Below are 24,371 nucleotides of genomic sequence, written 5' to 3'. Positions count from 1 at the left end.
GTTACTTTGCCTCGGTCGCCGTCAGCAGTTGCTGCAAAACACGCTGGGTGGTTGCCAATTCAACAGGATCGAGCCCGGACAGCAGTTCGTGGCGCAACGCATCGGCTTCGGTTTTCAGCCGCTGATTAAGCAGCTCCCCTTTTGGCGTGACGTGCAACAGACGTTTACGGCGATCTTCCGCTGGCTGAACGCGCTCTACCAACTGCTGTTTGACCAGGCGGTCGATCAGCGGCACCACGCTGGCATCCTCAAGCCCGAGCGCCTGCGCCAGCGCTTTCTGGTTCATCGGCTGCTCCTGAACCGCAATGGTCGCCACTGCCATCCAGCTGCTCATGCTAAGGCCATTGTCTTTCATCCGCCGATCGATCGCCTGACGCCAGGCATTAGCAGTGAGATGCAGTAACCGCGAGAAGTTGAGTTCATGAGAGTTCAAATTATGAGATGCCTGATTATTAGAGATCTAACTAAAACGTCCGGCCATTATAACCCTGCCCGGACAGGCTATGGAAGCCAGTGAGCCATCAGTTTAGATAATAGTTACCGTCTCTGCCAGGGAAGGTTACGTTACACCGAGGAGTCATATCATGTTGCGCACGGTGGGATAACATACCTTTTTTGTAGAAATCTCAGCCCTTTTGTGACCTGCCCTCGCCCCAGAGTTACGGCAAATACACTTCACACCAAGTGAATATACCCGCTTTGTATGATAGTGGCTGAACGATCGGTTATGCGTGGTTAAACGACTTATTTAGCCATTTTTCGAGGTGTTGAAAACACTTTACAAAACCTTTTTCGATTTTTTCATCATAAGTTGTATCAGCCCGGACGGTGGAAGGTACTGTGGATGGCTTATTCGCCCGAGGTTTAACTGAATGAATATGGCTGCGCGCCTTTGGCTGATGTGCATTGCAATCACTGCTGACAGTATGACGTGGCCGAGTTTTGTTTTCACTGGGTTGGTTATCCGGGGTACCCATCGGTAACAAAAAGACACTTCTGGAACCTAATGAATAATTTCCAGCACGCACTAACCAGCTCTTGAGTGTCAGTATATAAATGCCCTCTTCCTTTGCAACCCTACTGATAATCTCATTTTTACTTATCTCTCGGAGGTTTTGCTGCTGCGAGCAGAGATCGTTCACCCTATTAACGCAATGCTTTTTTAGCCGCATTAGCGTGTGGAAACGGCTCTGCTTAGCGATCTCTCTGGCATTCCCCCGCTTAATCATCTCTCTGGCATCGCCTCGCGCAATCGACCATCTGTAGACTGTCGGATAAGGAAGACAATATTTTTTTGCCACTTGCACAATTGTGTGGGTTAACAGCTCTTGTTTAACCTTGTTAACAAATTCAGTGTCATATGTCCGTCTGCGACAAACCTTAGGCTGACTGGAATGGGATGACGAAGATGCTGCAGCCCGAGCAGGCTTTACCGCCTCCAGGTTGTTCATAACGAGGGTGCCACCTTGGGCAGTTTTCAAATGCTCATTATCTGCCCGCAGAAAAACCGGACCAATCAGAACCTCGCTTATCTGGTTCAGAAAGCTGGCATGCTGGACGGTCGGTGAACTGTTTCGGCTCGTCCTGCCGCTGGTATCTTCCCTATGAGGCGGCTGCAATAGATTAATATTAAACATAAATATTCCTGAATGAACGAGCCACAAGTGTTATTTAAATGCACGACATCAGTAGCCGTATATAGAAAAACGCTTCTCGATCTTTGAGGCATCTACAGATAACTCATCATAAATTTGGCAGCAGAAATGATAAGCTTCATTTAAATAATTAATTAAATCAATAACTTACATTATAAACAAGGGCGATGCCGAAGTATAAGTAGAGTCATAAAATGGGCATCAACACAGACTTGTATCACAACGGTGCCAATGTGCAGTTTGCCAGAATTTACCTGCCCCACAGCGCGGGGCAATTCGTTCGCCGCCGCCCTGCCGCCATTTTGCTGCCAATCCCCAAATGACAGACACAAAAAAACCGCCCTTTGAGGCGGTTATGATATTGCTTTAACTACTTGTTTTTATTCTTTTTTCAGAAAATGGTGCCCGGGGTGGGACTTGAACCCACACAGCCATAAGCCGAGGGATTTTAAATCCCTTGTGTCTACCGATTTCACCACCCGGGCCAGGGTGTAAAGTGGAGGCGCGTCCCGGAGTCGAACCGAGGTAGACGGATTTGCAATCCGTAGCATGGCCACTCTGCCAACGCGCCTTAATTCTTACATTCATAAGAACACTTTTCTTATGATTTTATTTGGGTGTGAAGATAAGTTAGGCAAAATTTGGAGCGGGAAACGAGACTCGAACTCGCGACCCCGACCTTGGCAAGGTCGTGCTCTACCAACTGAGCTATTCCCGCTTAGCCTGTTCTGCATGATGTAATGCTAACAGAACTTGCTGATTTGCCTTATCTTCTGGCAGACATTGCCGCCTTTCGATGCGCTGCATTCTACTGACTTGGAGGAATGAGTCAATATAATTATCCTCACAATGTCACCGTTTGCTGCTTTTTAAATCGCTTCGATCAGTGTTCGAACAAATCACGGCGTGATGCATTCAAATATTGGAACATTGACCAAAAAGTCAGCACGGCAGCAATATACAATGCCGCCACGCCGATGCCTTCGACAAGACTATTTGGACGCCACAACAGCGCGAATAGCGCCAACATCTGCGCGGTAGTTTTCACTTTACCGATCCACGATACCGCTACGCTGCTACGTTTACCAATCTCCGCCATCCACTCGCGCAGCGCAGATATGATGATCTCGCGGGCAATCATCGTTGCTGCCGGCAGCGTAATCCACCAGGAGTGGAAATATTCGGCGACCAGCACCAGCGCCATCGCGACCATCACTTTATCAGCAACCGGATCGAGAAAGGCACCGAATCGTGTCGTCTGCTTCCAGCGACGGGCAAGAAAGCCATCAAACCAGTCGGTGATCGCGGCGAAGATAAAAATTAACGCGCAAACCAGCGGAGCCCATTGAAATGGCAGGTAAAAAGCCAGCACAAAGAATGGGATTAACACTACGCGAAACAGGGTGAGCAAGGTCGGAATATTAAGTGGCATAATTATGCTAACTGTCTGGGCAAAGTCCAATTTGACTCTATGTTCCTACATTGCTCCAGGTGTTGCAATGCTTAGTGTTTCAGCGCATAGAAGATTTTTTCAGCCAACGCGATTGAAATCCCCGGCACACGGGCAATCTCCTCCACCGACGCGTTAATGAGTGGCTGCAACCCCCCCATATATTTGAGCAGCACCTGACGACGCTTGGGGCCAATGCCTTCAATCGTTTCCAAGGCACTGGTATTTTTTACCTTCGCGCGTTTATTACGGTGTCCTGTAATGGCATGATTGTGCGAGTCGTCTCGAATATGCTGAATAACATGCAGTGCCGGAGAGTCTGGCGGCAGAGAAAAGCCCTCCCCTTCTGGCACAAGGAAAAGCGTTTCCAGTCCGGCCTTCCGATCGGTGCCCTTTGCCACACCCAGTAACAGCGGGTGTGATTTATCCCAAGTGACGTCCAGTTGAGCAAAAACCTCTTTGGCCTGTGCCAGTTGACCTTTTCCGCCATCTATCACGATCACATCCGGAATTTTACTCTCTTCAATGGCTTTACCATAACGGCGACGCAGCACCTGGTTCATTGCCGCATAATCATCGCCGGGGGTGATGCCGCTGATATTATAACGACGATATTCATTACGTAGCGGCCCATTGGCGTCAAATACCACGCAGGAAGCAACGGTTTGTTCACCCATCGTATGACTGATATCGAAACACTCAATGCGACGAATAGCCGGCAGCTTCAGCGTTTGCGCCAGTTCTGATAAGCGCTGATGGATTGTTGAATGCTGGGCCAACCGGGTGGTAAGAGCAGTCGTGGCGTTGGTGCGCGCCAGTTTCAAATAGCGGGCGCGATCGCCGCGCGGTTTACTTTGAATACTGACTCGTCGCCCCGACAGCTCCGTTAACGAAGCGGCCAGCAGATCTTTCTCCGGTAGCGTAAAGTCAATCAGGATATCCGTGGGTAGCGTTCGTGCCTGGCTCCCCTGCAGGTAAAACTGACCAACAAAGGTTTGCACCACTTCGGCCAGCTCGGTACCGCTGGGGACTTTGGGAAAATAGCTGCGGCTACCAAGCACTTTTCCCTGTCGGATAAACAGCACATGCAAACAGGCCATGCCAGAGTCAAATGAGACGCCAATAACATCCATATCGTCGCCCTGATTGGAAACAAACTGCTTTTCCGTGACCCGGCGCACCGCCTGAATTTGATCGCGCAAGCGTCCTGCTTCTTCAAAGCGCAGGTCGCTGCTGGCCTGTTCCATTCTGGCTACCAGCTTGTTCAATACCTGGTCATCCTTGCCGGAGAGAAACAGGCGTACATAATCAATCTGACTTGCATACTCTTCTTCGGTGACCAACCCTTTGACGCATGGCCCGAGGCAGCGTCCAATCTGGTACTGTAAGCAGGGACGCGATCGATTACGGTACACGCTGTTTTCACACTGGCGTACCGGGAAAATTTTTTGCAGCAGGGACAGCGTTTCACGCACCGCATAGCCATTAGGGAATGGGCCGAAGTACTCGCCTTTCGCATGTTTAGCACCGCGATGGCTGGCAAGACGGGGATGGTGATCGGCACTCAGAAAAATATATGGATAAGACTTATCGTCGCGCAACAGCACGTTGTAGCGTGGCTGATAGAGCTTGATATAGTTGTGCTCCAGCAGTAGCGCTTCGGTTTCAGTATGCGTTACCGTTACGTCTATCTGCTCAATAAGCGCCACCAGCGCTTCCGTCTTACGGCTGGCGAGGTTGCCGCGAAAATAGCTGGAAAGCCTTTTTTTGAGATCTTTTGCTTTGCCGACATAGATAACCGTACCACCCGCATCGTACATTCTATAGACGCCCGGCTGGCTGGTAACTGTCTTCAGAAAAGATTTAGAATCAAACACATTACTCACTGCTGATTAACGGCTCCGCACTAAACAGACCATGTCGAATGGCCAGGTGCGTCAACTCTACGTCACCACTTATATTAAGTTTGCTAAACATGCGGTAGCGATAGCTGTTGACGGTTTTTGGACTCAGATTGAGCTGTTCGGAAATTTCAGTCACTTTCTGGCCTTTGGTAATCATTAGCATAATCTGCAATTCGCGTTCGGACAAACAGCTAAAGGGTGATTCTGCTCTTTGCGGCTCAATCTGGCTAAGCGCCATCTGCTGAGCAATATCAGAGGCAATGTAACGCTGCCCTGCATTTACCGAGCGTATGGCACTGACCACCTCCTGCGGCGCGGCACCTTTACTCAGATACCCGGAAGCTCCTGCCTGCATCACTTTGGCTGGCAGCGGGTTTTCAGTATGGATGGTCAGCATGATGATTTTACAATCTGGCGCGTAACGTATAATTTTCCGTGTCGCTTCAAGGCCACCAATACCCGGCATGTTCATATCCATCAGCACCACATCAGTACTATGAGCACGGCACCACTTTACTGCATCTTCGCCACAGTTAGCTTCACCGACAACTTGAATGCCCTTAATATCTTCCAGGATGCGTCGAATACCTGCGCGCACCAGTTCATGGTCATCAACAAGAAAAACGCTAATCAAACGATGCTCCCTAAATAGCTAAGGCAGGTAACTATTGTGACAATGGCAGGTCGATTATCTTACTCCTTTTTCCATGCTGTTAGAACAGAAATAATGGTTCGGTCGATGCAACCTAAAATCGCAGATATTATTATATAAATCTAAAATGAGAAAATTACCTTAGGGGTTGACATTTTTATGATGAACTTTAATATCGATAAACATGTATCACTCAAAAATAAATTTCCATAATAACAACAACTTATCTTTACTAAATGTGATTTATTCGTTCAGAATTTCAAATATTGCCTCATTTTTCTGGCACCACAGCTTTAATCCAGCCTCTACGCTGATTCGCAGAGGTTTAAACGGGTATTCTGCATTCTACTTATGCTTAGATTACCCGAAGCAGTTATATGATATACTTTTCACAACTTCAGTGGCTGGCACAAGTGCTGGCTACCGCGTATATGATTATCGGGAGACACTATGAGTCAGATTGACTTTTCAACCAGCGAAGAAGCGCAGACGTTAGCTAATGAGGTGACCTGTATGAAAGCCCTGGTCACGCTGATGCTTAAAGCCATGGGTCAGGCAGATGCCGGTAAAGTCATTATCAAAATGGAGCAATGCATCGCCAATCTGGAAGACCCGCAGCAGGCAGAAGTATTCACAAACACTATCCAGCAGATAAAACACGCCTTTCGCCAGTAATTAACACAAATCGACAGGCTGCCAATAGCAGCCCGAAAAAAGCCCATTGCTTTTTCAACAGTTTTATCACATTTTGATGTTTTAACTGACTGAACAGAGCAATGGGATTACTTTTCAAAGCCATATTGGGTGCCGCCGTGGTGGTGTTGATCGCCATTCTTTCCAAAACGCGTCACTATTATCTTGCCGGGTTGATACCGCTGTTTCCGACTTTCGCCCTGCTCGCTCATTTCATTGTTGCCAGTGAACGGGGTACTGAAGCGCTGCGCACCACTATCATTTTCGGTATGTGGGCCATACTGCCCTATTTTGTTTACCTGCTGTCGCTGTGGTATTTTTCTACGATGATGCGGATTCCTACGGCACTGCTAACGGCCGTTTCATGTTGGGGGTTAACAGCGTGGCTACTGATTGTGGTGTGGTCAAAATGGCATGGCTAGTCAATATGATGCCCGTGCACGCCAAAATTAACGGAAACGTCGAAAGTGGGTAAAACTTCCTCAGGGCTGAAGTGCCGTGCACCGTCGAACTTTTCAGCCAGACGCGGCTGATTCACCGGAATTTTTACCGCAAACAAATTATCTTCGGACTGAACAATACCCGGCATTAGCGTTTGATAACTAATTTCGTATTGGTCGAGTATCTTTTCCAGTAAGGGCGTTGCGGCACTGTGCAGATACCGCAAGCCTAATCCTTCAGCCAGCTGTGTCGCATGCCACAGGATCTTCAACGGCAGTTCAGCATCGATTTCCGTCCTGGCAGAGAAGCGTGACATTTCCCAGACTGCGTCATTTTCACCGACACAGGGTTCCCTTCCCGCTTCCAGGCCCCCCCCGTCCGTAAGCGGTTGGGCCATTAAACGCGCATAGCCACAAATTCCATGCTTTTCGCTCCAGGCAATCAAACAGATAACATCGGAACAATCGTAACGATCGTACTCCTGCCCGGGCGCACTCAAACGAGAAGGTATCGACCATCCTTCCCCGCTGGCAAAAACGCTGTAGCGATAACTACCCAACTTAGCCAGTAACGAGGATGGCATGTCCTTGATCCTGGTTTGGATGATTCTCATTTATGATCCCCTGTCGCAATCCACAGTTAGCGCCTCTCCTGACGGATTGGACAGCTTGATGACGTTGGGGGCAGGGTAGACAACCGCCTGAAAATAGGGAACTACCAAACTTGGTAGTTTCACCCTCTTTCAGATTAAACCGATTGCGGCCGCATAGGAGGCAATTTGCGTTTTGTTGGGTGCGTTGAGCCTTTTCTGCATCTTTTTCTGGTGAAAATTTACCGTATTTTGGGAGATGGAAAGGATCAGCGATATTTCCGCCGATGTTTTTCCCTCTGCTGTCCATTTGAGAACTTCCAGTTCACGTTGGCTTAAATCCAGTTTGATGGTCGCCATAGAAATATCATCAACATCGATCAAAGCAGTCATTGTTAATTCCGATATATACTGAATTTTCAGCTCAACCTCGGGAGTCAACTCGATGTTTTTAAGTGGATTTGCTGTCGACATTGATAAGATACCCACGGATCTATTGCTGGCCATCACCGAGCAGGAAAGACCATGATAAATCCCGTGCATTCTGGCATCTTCAAAAACCCGCTGACCACTGCTTAAAGCTTCATCATCCCAAAGCCACACCTTACCGGGCAAACTACAAATTTTCAGCACCGGATCGAGTTGAAAAAAATCTTCACGCCAATAATGCTCGAGCCAGTTTTTGGGATAATTACTATAAAGAAATGTCTTCGGCCGGGTAAACGGCACCGGATGCCGAATAAAAAGTGAGTAAAAATCGAGTTCCAGTTCTCTTAACTGCTGCTCAATGATATGGGTAATGTGAGCAATTCCACTTCCACTGTCGTAAGCTGATTTTATACCGGCTCGCCAAATGAAATAGTTTTCAGATGTCATTTACACCTCAGCGGAGAAAGGTAAAAACCTTAACCTGAATGATTATTCTGTATGAAAGATGCCGTTAAAGAGCCCTAACCGAGCCGATTTTTATTGCAACGAGTGAGCCAAAAGGAACCAAACTGAGTCACAGTTTCGCAGAAATCGTGAGAATAGGCTTTACGCTGAAAAACCAATAACAAATGTGATTAGTTTTTATCTCCTTCAGGAGTATACCGCGTTTCTATTCAGCCTTAACACGCCCTCTAAGGATAGGATTTTTCCTATAAACATTCAATAATTTTGACGGGTTAATTGTTTTGTTGATTCACTATATTTTTGTTGTATTGCCGTGATTACATCAGGTCAAAAGTGCGACTTTCAACATTGACGGCCGCAAAAATCCTCAACATGGAGGCAACATATTCAAATTTTGTTAGCATTTGGGTTACTGGCAATAAGTTAGCTATATTGTAGCGTCTTCAGATTCATTGTTGTCAGCTCCTCTCTCTAAGCCATCATCTTTGCATCTTTCCTTAATGACATGAATCGCTCCGGTTTTCTTCTGGTAATCTTGAATGCGACAAAATGACCATTGCTCAGGCAGCTCCCGGTCACGTCCTGGTAAGGCTCCGTTTGAGGAACGGAAAATATTGTACGGCAAGGCTATTTTTTAACCACGCCTGCCTTTGAAAAAGCGACTTTGCAATCGTAAATTCCACCTTTGAGGGATACCTGGAATTTATAATCTTTCTGACTATTGAATTTAGGTTCAAAAGCTACACTGTCAGTGACTCACTGGCAGCTTTGCGTTTTCGACTTACCCGCAGCGCTTCAACGACCAGTGAGAATGCCGGAGAGGGTTGTTTCCTGCTGGGATAATATAGGTAGTAGCCAGGAAATGGTTTGCACCATTGCTCCAGTACACGAACCAGCCTTCCGTCTTCAATATGAGTTTCAAACTCTTCTTCTGGCAAAAAAGCAATCCCGAATCCCGCAAGCGCTGCATCGACAATATGTTCAGATGTATTAAATATAAGCTGCCCGCTGACACGTACGTTGAGACCGCCCCCTTCCTGATCAAAATCCCAGATATACAACCCGCCTGACCTGACCATCCGTTGATTTATGCATTGATGTTGCGTCAGCTCATGGGGTGTACCAGGGACTGGATACCTCGAAAAATAATCCGGAGATGCCACTGCGGCCATACGCAGTTTGGGGCCAATGGGGACCGCTATCATGTCTTTATCAATGGTGTCACCCAGTCGAACGCCCGCATCAAAGCGGTCTGCCACAATGTCGCGAAAACCATGGTTTGCGTCGAACTCGATGTTAATATCCGGATACTCATGTAGCAGTGGCGTCAGTTTTGGCAACAGCGTGCTGTGCAAAACATTGGGTCCACAGGTGATGCGGACTGTTCCTGCCGGTTTATCACGCAGTTCGGTCAGAATATCCAATTCGGTTTCAATTTCATCAATATGACTACCTATAGCCAACAGCAGTCGTTCTCCCGCTGACGTCGGTGATACGCTGCGGGTGGTTCGCGTCAGAAGGCGAATTTGCATACGTTCTTCAAGTGCAGAAATCGCCTGACTGAGGGCGGGTTGAGTGACACCCAACTGTGCAGCGGCACGGGTAAAACTGCTTTCACGGGCGACGGTGACAAAATAAAGAAGGTCGTTAAGGTTGCGTTTCATCAAATGCATCCCCTCATTAATAAGCGGTAGTTATAAAGCCATTAAGCATTCATTAGCTAGTAATGATGCACCTTGCGTGTAAAATTTCCAACAATAGAAGAGTCGATAATGGTGAATTAATCCCGTTGCCCTTTTCTTCGTGCTTAACCTTTCATTTTCTGACGCTATTCCTGTGAATAGCGTCCGGCCCCGGCTTACCTGAAAACCACCGGGGGGAATTCGGAGTCAGCAATTTATGTCCACATCGTCGAGAGACTCATATCTTCACAAAGAGCACGCGTATTGGAGCGGCGTATTAGCAATGACGTTATGCGTCTTTGCGCTAATTGCTTCGGAATTTATGCCTGTCAGTCTGTTAACGCCTATATCCGAAGAGTTAGGTGTCAGTGAGGGACTGGTTGGCCAGGGGATCGCCATTTCCGGCGTGTTTGCGGTAATAACGAGTCTCTCTATATCTACACTGGCCGGGGGACTCAACCGCAAGATATTGCTGTTGAGTATGACTGCATTGATGGCGATTTCCGGAGCTGTTGTCGCGTTAGCGCCCAGTTATCTGATTTATATGGTGGGTCGTGCGCTGATCGGTATTGTTATTGGTGGATTTTGGTCGCTGTCTGCCGCAACGGCTATTCGCCTGGTCCCGCAGCATCAGGTTCCCCGCGCACTGGCTATTTTTAACGGGGGCAACGCGCTGGCAACTGTTATAGCCGCCCCACTGGGGAGTTATCTGGGATCCGTTATCGGCTGGCGGGGTGCATTCTTTTGTATCGTTCCGGTCGCGGTGATTGCTTTTATTTGGCAGTGGTTCAGCCTGCCGACAATGCCAGCGGATAAAGAAGATAAACGTACCGGCACTGTTTTTCGCCTTTTTGCTAACCCTGTTGTGGCCATTGGGCTTGCAGCCTGTGGGTTGTTCTTTATGGGGCAGTTTTCTTTGTTTACATACCTGCGTCCGTTCCTTGAGACAGTAACGCAGGTGGATATCACCACGTTGTCGTTCATCTTGCTGACCATCGGTGTCGCTGGCTTTATTGGTACCCTGGTGATTGGCATATTTTTGAAATCCGGCTTTTATTCCACGCTTATTGCTATCCCTTTCCTGATGGCGGTCATTGCCGTTGCCCTGATTGCTTTTGGTCACAGCATATGGATTGTTGCACCGCTGCTTGGCTTATGGGGATTAATCGCCACTGCCGCGCCTACCGGTTGGTGGACATGGATCGCCAGAACTTTGCCGGAAGATGCGGAGGCTGGCGGTGGTCTGATGGTTGCCGTGGTGCAGTTGTCCATCGCACTTGGCTCAACAATCGGCGGCTTAGCATTTGACCACAGCGGCTATCAAAGCACTTTTACCATCAGTAGCCTCTTATTAGTGATAGCGGCTGCCTTAGCTTTATTGACGTCACGTAAAGATTTCCACCACATCCGATGAGGAATTCCTGATGAGAATATTTACCCTACTGTTAGGGCTGTTAATCAGTTCATTTGCTGCCACAGGAGCCGATATGTCTAACGAAGCAGATAATTTTTACAAAAGCGATAAAGTCTCGCAGAAAAAAGTGACTTTTAAGAATCAATACCAGATGAATGTTGTCGGCAATCTGTTTATGCCTAAAGGGATGGATCAGAACGCTAAAAAACCGGCAATTGTCATTGGTCACCCAATGGGAGCGGTAAAAGAGCAAAGCTCAAACCTGTATGCACAGAAACTGGCGGAGCAAGGATTTGTAACGCTGGCGATTGATCTTTCCTTCTGGGGAGAAAGCGACGGAAAGCCTGGACATCTGATTTCACCGGAGATTTACTCAGATGATTTCAGTGCCGCAGTCGATTATCTGAGTACTCAGCCTTACGTAGATCCGGATAAAATTGGCGTGCTGGGTATTTGTGGGAGCGGAAGTTTTGTTATCAGTGCCGCCAAAATTGACCCGAGAATGAAGGCTATTGCCACGGTCAGCATGTATGACATGGGATCTGTCTTCCGGAACGGGCTTCATCATTCGGTTACACTTGAACAACGTAAGGCGTTTATTAAATCCGCTATAGAACAACGTGTTGTTGAGTTCAAGGGCGGAGAAATTACCTACATTCCAGGCACTGTCAACAAGCTTGATGACTCAACGCCTGCAATACAGCGAGAGTTTTTCGATTTCTACCGTACAGCCCGTGGAGGTTTTACGCCTCAGGGTGAGAAAGAAGAGCTGACCACAAAACCGATGTTGAGCAGTGTAGGGAAATTTATGAACTTCTATCCGTTCAACGATATCGAAACCATTTCACCACGCCCAATGTTGTTCGTCACCGGCGATCGGGCACATTCGAAAGAATTTAGCGAAGATGCTTACAAACGTGCTGGACAGCCGAAAGAGTTATACATCGTGTCAAGCGCAGGCCATGTCGATCTGTATGACCGTACCGATCTCATCCCTTTTGCTAAGCTGGCATCATTCTTTAAAGCTAACCTCAAATAGTGTCTGAAGTCGCATCCTGCTGGGTGCGACTAATTTTCGCGGTGATCACCATATGAAATATCTGTATGCCTTAATATCTTGCCTGCTTCTTGCAGGTACCTTTGCAAGCCATGCCGTACCTCGACCCCGCCGTTTGAGATAAACACAATGACCGTTAAAATGAACATTAACGGCCAGCAATCTTATGTCAGACTTCACGACAATCCTGCGGCTAAAGCATTTGTTGATGCTTTACCAGTGCAATTTGGAATGGATGAGCTGAATGGTAATGAGAAGTTTGCTGACCTTCCTCATGCGTTGCCTGCCAGCCCGGAGCCTCCAGGCTCCATTCAGGCTGGCGATCTCATGCTGTACGGTAAGCAAACGTTGGTTTTGTTCAATAGATCATTTGAATCCTCATACCGCTATACACCAATTGGGAAAGTTATTAACCCAGAGAGCCTATCCGCTGTAATGGATAAAAAAAGAAAGTATGGGTTGAGCTTGATAACCATTAAAGCAGCGATATTTAGTTCATGGGCTCATGCAGGTAGAGGGCATGGATCCTGCATATTTGAGAACAACTTTATCCGGTAGCCTCGGATGTTTCCTTAATACAAAGTTTTTTTACCTGCCGGCAGTACATCACTTTCTGGTGTCGTTCATAATCGGCCTGTTTCCCCGATATTTACCCAGCGTATGTGCCCGCTCGATAAATACGCTCTGATGAACCTTTTTTCACCGCATTATCACATTTAGGTTATGTCATTCACCGTGTATCGTCTTGTTTTGATTATGGCATCAGGATGTACCCTTATGCGATACCCGTTTTGTTTAAAATACCGCATGGAATAATATAGATCGCCTTAATGCCATTGAAGCACTGGCGCTAGCGGAACTGGTAATGCTCAGAAATCGCGCCCGCTGGCATCATTATGGGGAGATGGTTCAACCTCATCTTCTGACGACCAGAACTTTAGGGTGGCCAGTCATGGCTACGATGCAGGGCAGGTCAACCTGATGTCCGATCCGGAGCCAGGCGTACAGTTCTATACGCACATTTCTGACCAGTACAGCCCGTTTTATACCAAAGTTATCAGCCGCGTTCGAGACGCCACCCACGTACTTGATGGATTGCTGTATCCCGAAAGTGAGCTTGAGATCGCCGAGCATTACACCAATACGGCAGGCTTTACGGAGCATGCTTTTGGGCTGATGCATCTGCTTGGAGTCGCTTTTGCACCAAGGATCCGGGTTTTTTACGATAAACGGTTATTTATTCAGGGTAAGGCTGATAAATACCCTGCGCTCCAGTCAATTATTTCCACAACAGCACTGAATATCAAAAGAAATAGAAGCCCACTGGAATGAAATTCTCAGATTAGCGATTCCAATAAAGCAGGGAGCGGTGAGCGCTTTTCTAATGCTGAAAAAGCTGGCCAGTTTTCCGAAACAGAATGTGCTTTCTACAACACTAAGGGAAAATGGTCGCATCGAGCGCACACTGTTTATGCCGAATTGGTTCCGTGATCCCGCGTTGCGTCGCAGGATTCAGGCCGGTCTGAACAAGGGAGAAGCCCGGAACGCCCTTGCCAGAGCAGTCTTCGTGCACCGTCTTGGCGAAATAAGGGATTGAGGTCTGGAAAACCAGAGTTATCGCGCCAGCTGACTTACGCTAATTACCGCCGCGATAACATTATGGAATATCGTATATATCGAGAATGTCATTAACCTACTGAAAAGGAAGGGGGTACATCTTAATAAACAATTGCGGTCACACTTGTCTCCGCCAGGTTGGGAGCATATTAATGTGACAGGCGACTATATCTCGCGAAAAAATATAAAATTAGCAGAAGGGAAGTATCGACCTTTGCGACCAATAGGTATCAGTCAGTACAAAAAATAACCTTAACGTACAATGTTTCCCGTTTCCCAAACGGAGCCCTGGTATAATTAACAGCCTTTCTCCTCTTCATTTTTGCCTTAAGTTGAGAGCAATGCCGGGTTTTTAATCAGGCGACACATCGTATTCGCAGTTTAGTCTCAATTTTGCTTTATAGCGGAGAGTTTTGCGTTAAGCTCTTGAACGCACAACGCTGACATATTCTGATACGTTAAAAGCCAACAGAGCTTTAAATTCAATAAAACTGGACAGGAAAACATAATGGTCGATCAATCAAAAGAATCTATCGCCTGCGAGGAGGCACCGGACACGCTCCGGCGCAACCTCCATAATCGTCATATTCAGCTAATCGCCATCGGGGGCGCTATTGGTACCGGACTGTTTATGGGGTCGGGAAAAACCATCAGTCTTGCCGGCCCCTCTATCATATTTGTTTATATGATCATTGGTTTTATGCTGTTCTTCGTGATGCGTGCAATGGGCGAGCTGCTGCTGTCAAATCTTGAGTATAAATCCTTCAGCGACTTCGCCGCCGACCTGCTGGGCCCCTGGGCGGGTTACTTCACCGGCTGGACCTACTGGTTTTGCTGGGTGGTTACCGGCATTGCCGATGTCGTTGCCATCAGCTCCTATTTCCAGCTCTGGTTCCCCAGTTTCTCTATATGGATGAGCGCTCTGCTGTGCATCTTCGTGTTCTTGTCTCTAAACATTGCCACGGTTAAGCTTTTTGGCGAAATGGAGTTCTGGTTTGCGATTATCAAAATCGTCGCCATTGTGGCGCTGATCGTTACCGGTATTGTGCTGGTGGCGATGCACTACCCTTCTCCGGGCGGTAGCCATGCGGCATTGAGCAATATCTGGGATCATGGGGGCATCTTCCCGAAAGGTTTAAGCGGATTCTTTGCCGGTTTCCAGATCGCAGTGTTTGCCTTTGTTGGCATCGAACTGGTCGGGACGGCAGCGGCAGAAACTCACGATCCGAAAACCGTGCTGCCGCGTGCGATTAACGCTATCCCTTTACGCATCATTATGTTTTATGTCTTGGCGCTGATAGTGATCATGGCCGTGACGCCCTGGGATCATGTCGTCGCCGATCGCAGTCCATTTGTTGAGATGTTCGTACTGATTGGTTTGCCGGCAGCCGCGAGTATCGTCAATTTTGTGGTGCTGACTTCCGCCGCATCATCCGCTAATAGCGGTATCTTCTCGACCAGCCGCATGCTGTACGGTCTTTCGCAACAGGGCGTAGCACATCGCAGTTTTGGGATACTGTCGAGCCGTGCCGTGCCCACCACCGGGCTGTTCTTTTCCTGCTTGTGTCTGCTGGGAGGCGTGGCGCTGATTTATCTGATCCCGAACGTTATGACGGTGTTTACCCTGGTGACCACCGTCTCGGCTATTTTGTTTATGTTCGTCTGGACCATCATTCTTTGCTCATACCTGGCGTATCGTAGAAAACATCCACAGCGTCATGAGGCCTCCAGTTATAAAATGCCTTTGGGCAAATTTATGTGCTGGGTGTGTCTGGCATTCTTCGCCTTTGTGCTGGTTCTGCTGACATTAGAAGAAGATACGCGTCAGGCGCTAATGGTCACACCGCTATGGTTTGTGATGCTGGCAGCAGGATGGTTCTTGCGTAAGCGTAAGACGAGGTAATTACAACTGGCTCGCGAGACAGATAATCGCGGGCCAACGCTGTTGTTTCCGTTAGTTTCTTTAAAATCTTGACCACAGTTTACCCAGCACCTTCCCTAACGGAAGGTGCTGATGCTTCACGCGCTCGGGTTTACCTGATGAATTATCCAGTGGTTCTGGGCCAAGATCGAAGGTAAATGGATAAGGTGACTCTTCCCCTATCCGCAGATCGGTGATTTCAACCCGGTTATCCACTCTCTTCATGGCAAAGAAACCGCGACTAAACCATGCCACACGCTGCACGTACCTGTTAGCACTGTACTGTTGATATAACTCCCATCCTCTTGCATGCGTACTCAGCACCAGCGGTTTAAACGGACTGAGTAATGAATAGAACCCTTCCAGATAGCTTTCAGGTGTCATCACTACGATCCGCCACTGCAACGTATTAAATGCTGTGGGCGTCACCAATAATTGTCTTACATCACCTTGCTGCATCAGAAGCTGACGTTGCGCGGCCTGGATGACCCACGTCTGCGCCGCCATACTCCAAACCAGATACGAACAACTGAAAATCAGCCCCGACAAGTTACAGCGCCAACCTTTTCTGTTGCGCCCAACCAGTGCTGCCACCAGCCCGAACAATAGTGGCAGGATATACAGCGGGTCGATAACAGGCATGCAGCCAATGGCAAATGGGCGATCGCTGAAAGGAAGCGCCAGCTGTGTGCCATACACCGTAGTAAGGTCAAGGAAAGGATGGGTGATCAGCGCCAGCCAAACGGCAGCCCAACAGCGGACAAAGGTTGGCGACTGACGGAATATGTACCTGAAAAAAGCCGCCAGCAACGGAGAAACCAGTGTCAGCCAGAGCAAAGCATGGCTTTCGCTGTGGTGCTGAGTCATGTTGTGAACGGCATCACCGTGGTCGATAACCCTATCCAGACCAGGCAGTGTTGCGCACACCGCACCGACCAATGCCGCCTGCCACATCGGCATCCTGCTGCCTAACAAGGCGACGGTGACGGCTGCGCCCAGTACTAACTGTGAAACGAAATCCATTGTCGCTCCCGGTAATCTGTCTGTTTAGCGTACGCGTATCCCCTCAATCACCATGCGTTGGACATTTTCCACCGTCTGTTGAAAGAAGTGTTCATCTTGAAGGGTCTGCCCGGTTATCGCCTGTACCTGAGTGGCAAAATCCGCATAGTGCTGGGTGGTGGCCCATAGCATAAAGATCAGATGATAGGGCTGCACAGGCGACAGTTTCCCTTTTACTACCCAGGCTTCTATGATCGCGGCCTTCTCTTCTACCAGGTGACGCAGGTCGCCTGCCAGCTCCGCCTTTAATAATGGCGCACCCTGTAACATCTCCAGGCAAAACAGTCTGGATGCCTGCGGATGATCGCGCGAAACCTCCAGCTTCAGACGGATATAGTCACGGATAGCATCAAGCGGAGGCTGGTCGTGGCGGAGCGCACGCAGCGGGGTTAACCAGACATCCAGCAAATCTTTCAAAACCGCTATATACAGCTCTTCTTTTGAAGGAAAGTAATAGAGAAGATTGGTTTTTGATACATTAGCTCGTTCAGCCACCTTATCAAGGGTGGTGCCATGAATGCCGTACTGCGAGAAAAATTCCAGTGCGGCGCTTAGAATAGCCGAACGTTTCGCGGCCACCGCGCGTGCACGGCGCGTAGGGGCTTTAGCCGGTAAAAGATCGATAGAATTCACCTTGAGTTCATAATCCATATGTGTTCAGAGATAATAGCAAATCGCCTGGGACATCACTATGCCCTTTAATTAAGCCGCAATGCCAGTTAATTGTGTAGACATTATTGACCCCAAAATTCGTTTTCGCGCGAAAAAGCTAAATTTAGTCAGTAAAAAATTCATATATAGTTTTGTATATTGCTTTTTTAGTTACTGCCTCATTATATAAGGCATACCCCGAATTTCATTTTTCACTTATTCAGATAGCCTGATATGAAGATAAGCATTATTATATTTGGCGGAAATAAAGACTGATAAATTTCTCATAATGCGCCGCACGGCATCCCCTCTTTGAAAAGAACAACATTCGGGAGAACCGACGAGAACGAAACCATTATTGCCGCGCCGCTGCCTGAGTGTCCTGATTGTTCACTTTGATCTTCTTTTTGCGCTTTAGTTTCAGTTCGCTAACCAGTACCCCAAGTATGATAAAAGCGCCCCCCAGCAGGGCAATCGCCGGCAGGCGCTCTCCAGCAATGCGCCCAACAACTCCAGCCCATACGGGTTCACCGGCATAAATCACCGTAGCGCGAGTGGGTGAAATGCTGCACTGCGCCCAGTTCATCGTGACCTGGATGAGCGCGCTGGCAATGCCCAGACCAACGGCGCTAAACAGCAAATATGGACTAAACGGCGGCACCGACTCGCCGATTGGTAGCATGATGATAAAGCCGAACAATGAGGCAACCCCCAGTTGGACCACTGTGACACGCTGCACGTTGACCTTACCTGCACAGGCACCAATCAGGATAATTTCTGCCGCTATTGCCAGCGTGCTGATTAAAGTCGCTATTTCACCGACGTTAAACGCCGTCGCCCCACCCTCAGGACTCGCCAGCAGCAGCAAACCAGTAAAAGCTAGCATCACGCCAATCCATGACATCAGGCCCGGCATGCGGCCAAGAAATGCCCACTGTAGCAGTGGCACAAGCGGTACATACAGCGCGGTAATAAACGCAGATTTACTGCCGGAGAGGGTCTGCATGCCATAAGCTTGCAAACCATAACCACAGCCAATGGCTAAACCAATTAATGTTCCGGCCTTCACCTCTTGCCAGGTGATAGCGCGCAATGTTCGCCACGATATCAACGCCAGTAATACAGTAGCCGTGGCAAAGCGCACCCCGATAAACCAGAACGGGCCACTCACGGTCATGGCATGATTCACAATGAGAAAAGTACCGCCCCAAACCATAGTGATCAGGATTAGCACCATTTCCTGTGGTTTCATGGCAAATTTATAACGTGAGAAATACGCTGACATTGTTCGGCTCTTCTGAATTTTGGCCTCATTTTGCGCGATCGGCACTTTAAGGGCAAGAACAGCAGGTGCAACTACTGACGCCAATTTGTTAAGCGGCGTTTATTTGCCGGATACTGAGCCTTTCCATCGTAAAAGGCGCGTTTTTCACCGCGATTAGTCGGATATTTTGTACAAAAATTGATCGAATAACAGGCAGAGCGCTCACTATCTTCTATACTGAAAAATCGGATCCAAAACGGATAATATCCACCACAGGAGATCGTTATGGTAACGCAACAATCCAAAGCTCATCGCGTTGGGGAATGGGCAAACGTGCGCTCCACTTCAACAGAAATTGCCGAAGCTATTTTTGAAGTCGCAAATTACGATGAAAAGCTGGCTGAAAGTATCTGGGAACAACAGGGTAGTGATGAAGTCCTGCTACGCGCCTTCGATAAAACCGACAGCGACGTCCTCACTTGGGATAATAAAGTCGTTGAGCGTAAAAACGTTTAACTCCCCATCGGGTGAGTCCCTCACCCGCTTTTCTCCTCCTTCAGACTGGTCTGATAAGTCGCCATGTTGAAGACTTATCTACTACGCTTAATCCCAACATTTTCAATTTTGACAGCCAGAGTTCGGCTGATTACTCACCAAGGAGCGCGTTATGCCATATCAAACGATCAATCCCGCAAGTAATAAGCTCATCAAATCCTGGCCTGACCACAATGAGAGCCAGGTAGAAAAAGCATTAGCCACTGCTGATGCGTTATATCATTCAGACTGGTCAAAAGGTGATATTCAGCCTCGTTTACAGGTGCTGAAAAAAATGGCTGACTTGATAGACAGCCGCACTGAAGAACTGGCGAAGGCGGCCAGCGTGGAAATGGGTAAACTGCTGGCGCAGAGCCGTAGCGAAGTTGAACTTTGTGCGCAAATTGCCCGCTACTATGCCGAGAACGCCGAGCGTTTTCTTGCTCCGAGCCGCTATCCCAGCGAGTTGGGTGAGGCCTGGGTTGAGCACCATCCGATAGGTGTACTGGTTGCTGTCGAACCCTGGAATTTCCCGTTTTATCAGCTGATGCGCGTATTGGCCCCCAACCTTGCAGCCGGGAATCCGGTTTTGGCAAAACATGCCAAAAATGTTCCCCATTGCGCGACACTGTTTGAACAACTGGTGACTGAAGCAGGTGCTCCACAAGGTGCCTGGACTAACCTGTTCGTTAGTAACGAGCAGATCGCGACACTTATCGCCGACGATCGTGTGCAGGGGGCGGCCCTGACGGGTTCCGAGCGTGCAGGCAGTGCCGTTGCACAACAGGCAGGCAAATACCTCAAGAAAACCACACTTGAGTTGGGCGGTAATGATGTTTTCGTGGTACTGGAAGATGCCGACTTGGAAAAAGCGGTTGAGGCCGCCGCCGGGGCACGTCTGAGTAACTGTGGACAAGTGTGCACTGCTGCCAAGCGCTTCCTGATACACGAAAAGATTGCTGACCAATTTATGGCAAAATTCACCGCTGCCTTTAAGGCAGTAAAAATTGGCGATCCGCTGGATGAATCCACCACGCTTGGCCCTCTTTCTTCTGCCGAAGCGCGAGACGGTTTAGATAAACAGGTACAGCAGGCTGTGGCTAAAGGGGCAAAATTAGTCCTGGGTGGTGCACCGGTTGCGGGAGAGGGTTGTTTCTATCAGCCCACGATCCTGACCGACATCAAACGCAGCAATCCGGCGTATTTTGAAGAGTTCTTCGGCCCGGTAGCTCAGGTTTATGTCGTAAAAGATGATGATGAAGTGGTGAAGCTGGCCAACGATTCCCATTACGGTCTGGGTGGCTCAGTGTTTACGCAAGATATCGCGCGCGGTAAAGCACTAGCATCTCGTATTGAAACAGGCATGGTTTACATCAATTCCGCCACGAATACCTCAGCCGAACTGCCTTTTGGCGGCGTCAAGCGCTCCGGTTTTGGCCGTGAGCTTTCTGACTTGGGCATTAAAGAGTTTGTTAACCAAAAACTGGTCGTAGTCAGCAAGGATTGAGCCACCAAGGCGCACTTCACCACGGTGCGCCCCGCTCTGAACTGGATGGGGCGAGGCAAAAACAGGCTCGCCCCCTGATGAGTTAGCTTTTGTTGACGTGCTCTTTGTCATCAGACGCTTTTCTACCCACCGTCCCCTTCTCTGCTGCTGCGTTATCGCCAGCAGCTTTATTTTGCTCTGGCTTAGCCTGAGTGGTTTCCGCCGCAGCCTTGTCAAGCGCCGCCTTTGCCGCAGCAGCTTTGTCCGCAGCCATTTTCTCGGCTGCCACTTTCTCCGCGGCGGCTTTATCGGCAACAGCCTGCGCAGCGACAGCTTTTTCTGCAGCCACCTTCTCGGCAGCGGCCCTTTCCGCAGCGGCTTTATCTGCGGCTGCCTTTGCAGCAAGCGCTTTATTCACCGCAGTATCATTATCAGCTGGTTTCACTTCATTAGTCGCAGCGGGTGCAGCCACCTCAAGCGGCGTTCCCAGCAGCGACTTATTCAGCACCTGTGTAAATTGATCCCAACCACAGAAACCATTGGCATCAGTCGGACAGCCAGCCATTTGCAGAGTCACACGCTGCGGAGGATTGCTCAACGACAGCGGTTGTTCATCCCGTAACTGTGATGAGGTCTGATAAACGTATTCCACTTTTACCAGTTCACGGTCATTTTTCTTATCATGCCAACGCTGGAACTGCACCATACCGCCAATCGGCGTTTGCTCATTTTGTTCTGGCAATGTGTAGGGTTTGAAGTCGAGCGCACTCAGCAGTGAGGCGATATTCGAATCATGCCCCACCAACAGCGTTACCAGCGGCGCGGTGGCTCTATCCTGATCAACCAGCAGGCTGCGGATGTAATCGACCAACGGAGCCGCAATTTCACGCGCTACCACGGGCGATGAGAACAGCGAGTTCTGATAGCCATTTTTTATCGCCGCCAGTTCTTGCCATTGCTCGGGGGTTTTGATCTGCCCCCAGGCCACCTGCTCCATCGGAAAACCTGCGTAATATTGCAGGGTGAAGGCATCCACCAGCGAATTACCTACCTTCAGAGGGCCAGTGACATTAGGTTCTTTTCCATTTTCTGCCGTAAAGGTGTTCTGATTATTACTGGAGAGATCGCACTGTTTTTTGCCGTTACAGGCCGGGGAACTTTTATAGTTGATGATTTTTTCCAGGCGCTGGAATGCAGAGTTAAGCGCCAGTTTTTCGCTTTCGCTGTTGATAGCCGTTAGCGCTTGTTTATTAAACTCTTCACTGCTATTGGTAATGACCGGGTTGAATATGGGATCCATGCTACCCATCGCATCCTGATGCGAGACGGGAATATCGCACCCAGGGAATGCACCGGTGACAAAGAACTGTGCAGTCGCAACGGTGCGCTGCAGGCTATTGGCATAGGCATAAATTGCATCGGAACTTGGGCATTCACCCTGTTTGGCCAGTCCCTGTTGCTCAAGCCATTGGCGAGTATAACGGCCCATATACACTTCCAGCACGCCGCCTTTGGTAGTCAGTTCACCGCCTGGAACATCCCATTTTGGCCACGCTTTTTGGGTCGCCTGCTCAAGGAGGCTGCCATTATTCGCTAAGGGGGCTCGCAGGTTATGTCGGCTCATCATCAACACTTGTTCCAGCTGATAGTCGCTATCTGCTGCCCAGGCAGGAACCCCAGAAAATGCTGAACAAAGGGCCAGGGTGCAAAGGCTGAACTTTTTAATCATGTTTTTGTTCCATTGATTCATAGGGAATGAGCCTGCTGACCAGCAGAGCCTGCCGCTCGGGCCGCCACTCGCAACTTCACGCAGACTGCGGGTTAACCACTTTGCAAAGCATATCATCAGAGGCTCGGATCAATCATAAGTGAGTAAGAATATAACAGATTCTAAACCGGTGGTTGAGTCGCCTGAAGAGCAGTAAAAGAAACAAGATGTTTACGGCGGGGCTGTTGAGATCCCTTTTGAACAGGGTCAATGGTGAAGGTTCTGGTGCGTGCAGCCATAAAGCCGGGCAATGGTCGATGAGGAAAAAAGTGCCAAACAAAAACCCCGAGATTTTGCAATCTCGGGGCTGAATTTGATGGTGGAGGAGTAGAGATTCGAACTCTAGAACGGTTTCCCGTCGCCGGTTTTCAAGACCGGTGCCTTCAGCCACTCGGCCACTCCTCCACACGGTTATCAATTACTGAGATGTTCTCCCGCTAACTGATGGGGCGCATTATAGGGGATGTTTTTTCATTTGCCAACGTTATTTTTTGCTATTTTGTTGATTTTATGAGCATTTGAATTCAACAGGCAAAATAATCGCCAGTCACCTTAACGGGGTTGGTGGCAGCTAAGTTCAAAGATCCCCGGATATTTATTCTGCACATAACAAAACGGGCCAGCTTTACGCTGACCCGTTAAATTTGATGGTGGAGGAGTAGAGATTCGAACTCTAGAACGGTTTCCCGTCGCCGGTTTTCAAGACCGGTGCCTTCAGCCACTCGGCCACTCCTCCACGTTGGGCGGCACTATAAACACCTGCGATGAGCTTGTAAAGCAGCTTTTATTTCAGTTGCGTAAAAAAAAACCACACGGCGCGCATCTGCCGTAATTATCAACAAAATGCCGACAAAACCAGCGCCCCCCCGCGTAAAGAAGGGTAAAACGGCTTCCCCCGTCATTTTGCACTCCTTATGCTCACCGACAGACATTTTCCAACTTCAGTCATCCTGAGAGGTGCTTTATGGATCGCATCGTTTCCTCCACGCGCGACAGCTCACTGCTGAGTACGCACAGAGTTCTGCGCAACACCTATTTTCTGCTTGGCCTGACACTGGCATTTTCAGCTCTGACCGCCACGCTGAGTACCGTATTCGCACTGCCGGCACCGGGGTTGATTCTGATGTTGGCTGGTTTTTATGGCCTCATGTTCTTAACCTACCGCCTGGCTAACAGCCCGAGTGGCATTCTCGCCGCATTCGCTTTCACCGGCTTCCTGGGCTACTGCCTTGGCCCCATCCTGAACAGTTTCCTGTCTGCCGGAATGGGTGATGTTATTGGTCTGGCGCTAGGCGGTACTGCGCTGGTGTTCTTCTGCTGTTCGGCTTATGTACTGACCACCCGCAAGGATATGTCATTCCTGTCCGGCATGTTAATGGCAGGCTTCGTTGTCCTACTCATCGCCGTAGTCGCCAATCTGTTCCTGAATATTCCCGCTCTGCATATGGCAATCAGCGTATTGTTCGTGCTGTTCTCTACCGGCGCAATCCTGTGGGAAACCAGCAACATCATTCACGGCGGCGAAACCAACTACATCCGCGCGACGGTTAGCCTGTATGTCTCTATCTATAATATTTTTGTCAGCCTGCTCAGCCTGCTGGGAATGTCCCGCAGCAACTAAGCCCTTCCGGCTGTCA

Annotated in this window: 21 protein-coding genes, 5 tRNA genes and 2 pseudogenes; 10 read left to right on the top strand and 18 right to left on the bottom strand. The window is 48.9% G+C overall.

Features of this window, described 5'->3' with window-relative positions:
- Position 1 precedes the first annotated feature (1 nt).
- The 8 genes from EPIR_RS07310 to uvrY all read right to left on the bottom strand — a co-directional run bounded on the left by EPIR_RS07310 (position 2) and on the right by uvrY (position 5,643).
- A complete protein-coding gene (locus EPIR_RS07310) occupies positions 2-433 on the bottom strand; it encodes a MarR family winged helix-turn-helix transcriptional regulator (RefSeq protein WP_023654693.1) in 432 nt (143 codons plus the stop codon).
- Positions 434-725: 292 nt separating this feature from the next.
- On the bottom strand, positions 726-1,637 hold the full coding sequence (locus EPIR_RS07305; protein WP_023654692.1) for a hypothetical protein: 912 nt from the start codon (positions 1,635-1,637) through the stop codon (positions 726-728).
- 417 nt (positions 1,638-2,054) lie between these two features.
- Positions 2,055-2,140, bottom strand: a tRNA-Leu gene (locus tag EPIR_RS07300).
- Between the two features lie 12 nt (positions 2,141-2,152).
- Positions 2,153-2,226: transfer RNA gene (locus tag EPIR_RS07295), tRNA-Cys, on the bottom strand.
- Between the two features lie 71 nt (positions 2,227-2,297).
- A tRNA-Gly gene (locus EPIR_RS07290) sits at positions 2,298-2,373 on the bottom strand.
- A gap of 165 nt (positions 2,374-2,538) precedes the next feature.
- Complete coding sequence (gene pgsA / locus EPIR_RS07285; protein ID WP_023654689.1) at positions 2,539-3,087, bottom strand: CDP-diacylglycerol--glycerol-3-phosphate 3-phosphatidyltransferase; 549 nt, start codon at positions 3,085-3,087, stop codon at positions 2,539-2,541.
- Positions 3,088-3,158: 71 nt separating this feature from the next.
- Entirely contained in the window at positions 3,159-4,991 is a 1,833-nt protein-coding gene (gene uvrC / locus EPIR_RS07280) for an excinuclease ABC subunit UvrC (protein WP_048697085.1), read from the bottom strand.
- The gene (uvrY, locus tag EPIR_RS07275) at positions 4,984-5,643 is read right to left on the bottom strand and encodes a UvrY/SirA/GacA family response regulator transcription factor (protein ID WP_023654687.1); all 660 of its coding nucleotides are present in this window, start codon (positions 5,641-5,643) and stop codon (positions 4,984-4,986) included. The genes uvrC and uvrY overlap by 8 nt, the downstream gene beginning before the upstream one ends.
- 468 nt (positions 5,644-6,111) lie before the next feature.
- On the opposite strand from uvrY, the gene EPIR_RS07270 reads away from it, so the two are divergent.
- Both EPIR_RS07270 and EPIR_RS07265 read left to right on the top strand, forming a co-directional pair.
- Positions 6,112-6,336 (top strand): DUF2594 family protein, encoded by a 225-nt coding sequence (locus EPIR_RS07270; RefSeq protein ID WP_023654686.1) that lies wholly within the window; start codon positions 6,112-6,114, stop codon positions 6,334-6,336.
- 101 nt (positions 6,337-6,437) lie between these two features.
- The gene (locus tag EPIR_RS07265) at positions 6,438-6,776 is read left to right on the top strand and encodes a GlpM family protein (protein ID WP_023654684.1); all 339 of its coding nucleotides are present in this window, start codon (positions 6,438-6,440) and stop codon (positions 6,774-6,776) included.
- Here EPIR_RS07265 and EPIR_RS07260 read toward each other — a convergent pair.
- The 3 genes from EPIR_RS07260 to EPIR_RS07250 all read right to left on the bottom strand — a co-directional run bounded on the left by EPIR_RS07260 (position 6,773) and on the right by EPIR_RS07250 (position 9,942).
- Positions 6,773-7,408, bottom strand: coding sequence for an Autoinducer synthesis protein expI (locus EPIR_RS07260; protein ID WP_023654683.1), 636 nt, complete (start codon positions 7,406-7,408; stop codon positions 6,773-6,775). The genes EPIR_RS07265 and EPIR_RS07260 overlap by 4 nt on opposite strands.
- Before the next feature lie 129 nt (positions 7,409-7,537).
- A complete protein-coding gene (gene sdiA, locus EPIR_RS07255) occupies positions 7,538-8,260 on the bottom strand; it encodes an autoinducer binding domain-containing protein (RefSeq protein WP_023654682.1) in 723 nt (240 codons plus the stop codon).
- A 758-nt stretch (positions 8,261-9,018) separates the two neighbouring features.
- Complete coding sequence (locus EPIR_RS07250; protein ID WP_023654681.1) at positions 9,019-9,942, bottom strand: LysR family transcriptional regulator; 924 nt, start codon at positions 9,940-9,942, stop codon at positions 9,019-9,021.
- A gap of 235 nt (positions 9,943-10,177) precedes the next feature.
- Here EPIR_RS07250 and EPIR_RS07245 point away from each other — a divergent pair, with 235 nt between their 5' ends.
- From EPIR_RS07245 to EPIR_RS07235, 3 genes are all read left to right on the top strand, one after another.
- Positions 10,178-11,374, top strand: a complete 1,197-nt coding sequence (locus EPIR_RS07245) for an MFS transporter (RefSeq protein WP_023654680.1) — start codon at positions 10,178-10,180, stop codon at positions 11,372-11,374.
- Between the two features lie 10 nt (positions 11,375-11,384).
- Positions 11,385-12,413: an alpha/beta hydrolase gene (locus tag EPIR_RS07240; protein WP_023654679.1), complete on the top strand. Its 1,029-nt coding sequence runs from the start codon at positions 11,385-11,387 to the stop codon at positions 12,411-12,413.
- 159 nt (positions 12,414-12,572) lie between these two features.
- Positions 12,573-12,989, top strand: a complete 417-nt coding sequence (locus EPIR_RS07235; protein ID WP_072066019.1) for a cyclophilin-like fold protein — start codon at positions 12,573-12,575, stop codon at positions 12,987-12,989.
- Here the strand turns inward: EPIR_RS07235 and EPIR_RS18965 are convergent.
- Positions 12,979-13,112, bottom strand: a pseudogene (locus EPIR_RS18965) (recombinase family protein); the annotation flags it as partial. The gene EPIR_RS07235 and the pseudogene EPIR_RS18965 overlap by 11 nt on opposite strands.
- 183 nt (positions 13,113-13,295) lie before the next feature.
- Here EPIR_RS18965 and EPIR_RS07230 point away from each other — a divergent pair.
- Both EPIR_RS07230 and cycA read left to right on the top strand, forming a co-directional pair.
- Positions 13,296-14,298, top strand: a pseudogene (locus EPIR_RS07230) (Tn3 family transposase); the annotation flags it as partial.
- 258 nt (positions 14,299-14,556) lie between these two features.
- On the top strand, positions 14,557-15,951 hold the full coding sequence (gene cycA, locus EPIR_RS07225; RefSeq protein WP_023654675.1) for a D-serine/D-alanine/glycine transporter: 1,395 nt from the start codon (positions 14,557-14,559) through the stop codon (positions 15,949-15,951).
- A 60-nt stretch (positions 15,952-16,011) separates the two neighbouring features.
- On the opposite strand, the gene EPIR_RS07220 is transcribed toward cycA, so the two are convergent.
- The 3 genes from EPIR_RS07220 to EPIR_RS07210 form a co-directional block, all read right to left on the bottom strand.
- Positions 16,012-16,992, bottom strand: coding sequence for a metal-dependent hydrolase (locus EPIR_RS07220; protein WP_023654674.1), 981 nt, complete (start codon positions 16,990-16,992; stop codon positions 16,012-16,014).
- A 24-nt stretch (positions 16,993-17,016) separates the two neighbouring features.
- Positions 17,017-17,682: an HTH-type transcriptional regulator RutR gene (gene rutR, locus EPIR_RS07215; RefSeq protein WP_023654673.1), complete on the bottom strand. Its 666-nt coding sequence runs from the start codon at positions 17,680-17,682 to the stop codon at positions 17,017-17,019.
- A gap of 355 nt (positions 17,683-18,037) precedes the next feature.
- Positions 18,038-18,967 carry a DMT family transporter gene (locus EPIR_RS07210; protein WP_048697082.1) on the bottom strand — a complete coding sequence of 310 codons (930 nt, stop codon included), beginning with the start codon at positions 18,965-18,967 and terminating at the stop codon, positions 18,038-18,040.
- Between the two features lie 264 nt (positions 18,968-19,231).
- Between EPIR_RS07210 and EPIR_RS07205 the strand changes: the two genes are divergently transcribed.
- Positions 19,232-19,462 carry a YccJ family protein gene (locus tag EPIR_RS07205; RefSeq protein WP_023654671.1) on the top strand — a complete coding sequence of 77 codons (231 nt, stop codon included), beginning with the start codon at positions 19,232-19,234 and terminating at the stop codon, positions 19,460-19,462.
- Between the two features lie 151 nt (positions 19,463-19,613).
- A complete protein-coding gene (locus EPIR_RS07200; RefSeq protein ID WP_023654670.1) occupies positions 19,614-20,987 on the top strand; it encodes an NAD-dependent succinate-semialdehyde dehydrogenase in 1,374 nt (457 codons plus the stop codon).
- A gap of 82 nt (positions 20,988-21,069) precedes the next feature.
- On the opposite strand, the gene agp is transcribed toward EPIR_RS07200, so the two are convergent.
- The 3 genes from agp to EPIR_RS07185 all read right to left on the bottom strand — a co-directional run bounded on the left by agp (position 21,070) and on the right by EPIR_RS07185 (position 23,470).
- Positions 21,070-22,695 carry a bifunctional glucose-1-phosphatase/inositol phosphatase gene (agp, locus tag EPIR_RS07195; protein ID WP_048697079.1) on the bottom strand — a complete coding sequence of 542 codons (1,626 nt, stop codon included), beginning with the start codon at positions 22,693-22,695 and terminating at the stop codon, positions 21,070-21,072.
- 356 nt (positions 22,696-23,051) lie between these two features.
- Positions 23,052-23,139, bottom strand: a tRNA-Ser gene (locus EPIR_RS07190).
- A 243-nt stretch (positions 23,140-23,382) separates the two neighbouring features.
- A tRNA-Ser gene (locus tag EPIR_RS07185) sits at positions 23,383-23,470 on the bottom strand.
- A gap of 228 nt (positions 23,471-23,698) precedes the next feature.
- Between EPIR_RS07185 and yccA the strand changes: the two genes are divergently transcribed.
- Positions 23,699-24,355: an FtsH protease modulator YccA gene (gene yccA, locus EPIR_RS07180; protein WP_012441807.1), complete on the top strand. Its 657-nt coding sequence runs from the start codon at positions 23,699-23,701 to the stop codon at positions 24,353-24,355.
- Positions 24,356-24,371 lie beyond the last annotated feature (16 nt).

Source organism: Erwinia piriflorinigrans CFBP 5888 (genome assembly GCF_001050515.1).
Lineage (GTDB): Bacteria > Pseudomonadota > Gammaproteobacteria > Enterobacterales > Enterobacteriaceae > Erwinia > Erwinia piriflorinigrans.
The sequence above is the reverse complement of the archived record's forward strand: the minus strand, read 5'-3'. Positions and strand labels throughout refer to the sequence as shown.

What these genes read in the sequence shown, in the direction of transcription:
- EPIR_RS07210 (WP_048697082.1), bottom strand. Translation starts at nt 18,967, where the DNA reads ATGTCAGCGTATTTCTCACGTTATAAATTTGCCATGAAACCACAGGAA.
- yccA (WP_012441807.1), top strand. Translation starts at nt 23,699, where the DNA reads ATGGATCGCATCGTTTCCTCCACGCGCGACAGCTCACTGCTGAGTACG.
- agp (WP_048697079.1), bottom strand. Translation starts at nt 22,695, where the DNA reads ATGATTAAAAAGTTCAGCCTTTGCACCCTGGCCCTTTGTTCAGCATTT.
- EPIR_RS07200 (WP_023654670.1), top strand. Translation starts at nt 19,614, where the DNA reads ATGCCATATCAAACGATCAATCCCGCAAGTAATAAGCTCATCAAATCC.
- sdiA (WP_023654682.1), bottom strand. Translation starts at nt 8,260, where the DNA reads ATGACATCTGAAAACTATTTCATTTGGCGAGCCGGTATAAAATCAGCT.
- EPIR_RS07270 (WP_023654686.1), top strand. Translation starts at nt 6,112, where the DNA reads ATGAGTCAGATTGACTTTTCAACCAGCGAAGAAGCGCAGACGTTAGCT.
- EPIR_RS07235 (WP_072066019.1), top strand. Translation starts at nt 12,573, where the DNA reads ATGAACATTAACGGCCAGCAATCTTATGTCAGACTTCACGACAATCCT.
- EPIR_RS07260 (WP_023654683.1), bottom strand. Translation starts at nt 7,408, where the DNA reads ATGAGAATCATCCAAACCAGGATCAAGGACATGCCATCCTCGTTACTG.
- EPIR_RS07220 (WP_023654674.1), bottom strand. Translation starts at nt 16,992, where the DNA reads ATGGATTTCGTTTCACAGTTAGTACTGGGCGCAGCCGTCACCGTCGCC.
- EPIR_RS07205 (WP_023654671.1), top strand. Translation starts at nt 19,232, where the DNA reads ATGGTAACGCAACAATCCAAAGCTCATCGCGTTGGGGAATGGGCAAAC.
- rutR (WP_023654673.1), bottom strand. Translation starts at nt 17,682, where the DNA reads ATGGATTATGAACTCAAGGTGAATTCTATCGATCTTTTACCGGCTAAA.
- cycA (WP_023654675.1), top strand. Translation starts at nt 14,557, where the DNA reads ATGGTCGATCAATCAAAAGAATCTATCGCCTGCGAGGAGGCACCGGAC.
- pgsA (WP_023654689.1), bottom strand. Translation starts at nt 3,087, where the DNA reads ATGCCACTTAATATTCCGACCTTGCTCACCCTGTTTCGCGTAGTGTTA.
- EPIR_RS07265 (WP_023654684.1), top strand. Translation starts at nt 6,438, where the DNA reads ATGGGATTACTTTTCAAAGCCATATTGGGTGCCGCCGTGGTGGTGTTG.
- EPIR_RS07305 (WP_023654692.1), bottom strand. Translation starts at nt 1,637, where the DNA reads ATGTTTAATATTAATCTATTGCAGCCGCCTCATAGGGAAGATACCAGC.
- EPIR_RS07245 (WP_023654680.1), top strand. Translation starts at nt 10,178, where the DNA reads ATGTCCACATCGTCGAGAGACTCATATCTTCACAAAGAGCACGCGTAT.
- EPIR_RS07240 (WP_023654679.1), top strand. Translation starts at nt 11,385, where the DNA reads ATGAGAATATTTACCCTACTGTTAGGGCTGTTAATCAGTTCATTTGCT.
- EPIR_RS07250 (WP_023654681.1), bottom strand. Translation starts at nt 9,942, where the DNA reads ATGAAACGCAACCTTAACGACCTTCTTTATTTTGTCACCGTCGCCCGT.